Source organism: Rathayibacter sp. AY1H3 (assembly GCF_002932015.1).
Map to the genome: position 1 here is coordinate 1 of NZ_PSUU01000100.1, position 1,184 is coordinate 1,184.

Consider the following 1,184-nt stretch of genomic DNA (forward strand, 5'->3'; position numbering starts at 1 on the left):
TCGCCGCCAGCTGGCTCAGCGCCGTCGAGCAGGCGCGCGAGATCGACTCCCTCACGCAGGACATCACCGACCTCGGCGCCGAGACCCTCCGGCAGAACCTCGTCGAGGCCCGCGCCTACAACCAGAGCCTGAGCGGAGGCGGCGCGGCCGTCGCCGCGAACGAGCGCCTCCCCCTCGCCGACGACGAGCAGGTCGCCGACCGGGAGCGCTACTCCTCCCTCCTGCGCGGCGACGCCGAGGGTCTGATGGCCCGCATCCGGATCCCCGCCATCGACGTGGACCTGCCGATCTTCCACGGCACGAGCGACGCCGTCCTCGAGCGCGGCGTCGGCCACCTCGAGGGCACCGCCCTGCCGGTCGGCGGCCCCTCCACCCACTCGGTGCTCACCGGCCACCGCGGCCTCGCCTCGGCCGAGCTCTTCACCCACCTCGACCGCGTCGACGTCGGCGACACCTTCACCATCGAGGTCTACGGCGAGGTGGTCACCTACCGCGTGCGCGAGACGCTGGTCGTCGAGCCGGAGGACACGCAGAGCCTCCTCGTGCAGCCCGGCCAGGACCTCCTGACCCTCGTCACCTGCACCCCGCTCGGGATCAACACCCACCGCATCCTCGTCACCGGCGAACGGGTGATCCCGACGCCCCAGTCGGACGTGGACGCGGCGGGGGAGTCGCCCGACGTCGCAGGGTATCCCTGGTGGGCGATCGCGGCCGGAGGCGCCGTTGTCGCCGCCGGGGTGTACGTGTGGTGGGCGGGGCGTCCGGCGCGCGGGGCGTGGGTGCCGGTGGTGGTCGCCGACGAGGAGCGCGACAGGGTTCCTGCGGGTCGGTGAGGCGAGGGGGCGGATGTACGCAGTCCTGCTCCGGACGCCTCGGCGCAGTGCTGTCCCCGTCACCGGGATCGCGGCTGTGCCGGCCTGGTCAGGCGGGACGCCACTCCTCGAGGAACTCCGCGACCGTCTTCGTCTCGAGGTCGAGCTCGACCTGCCCGAGGAGGTAGTGGGGATCGGTGAGATCGGCCTTCACGCGGATGATCTCCGCGCCGGTGTCGAGGCGGAGGACGACGAGGTCGTAGGGCGCGAGGATCCCGCTGCCCAGCGCCATGTCGATGGTGAGGCGGAGCCGGCCGAAGCGCCGCAGCTGCAGCTCGGCGCGGAGGTGCTCGGCGGCGACCTCGGGGGCGT

2 protein-coding genes are annotated in these 1,184 nt (G+C 73.2%); one reads left to right on the forward strand and one right to left on the reverse strand.

Annotated features, from left to right (window positions below; translation table 11 throughout):
• A partial coding sequence (locus C5C33_RS18090; RefSeq protein ID WP_104261792.1) for a class C sortase occupies positions 1 to 833 on the forward strand: 833 nt, incomplete at its 5' end.
• An 88-nt stretch (positions 834 to 921) separates the two neighbouring features.
• Here the strand turns inward: C5C33_RS18090 and C5C33_RS18745 are convergent.
• Positions 922 to 1,184 (reverse strand): hypothetical protein (locus C5C33_RS18745; RefSeq protein ID WP_104261793.1); only part of this gene is annotated, 263 nt, incomplete at its 5' end.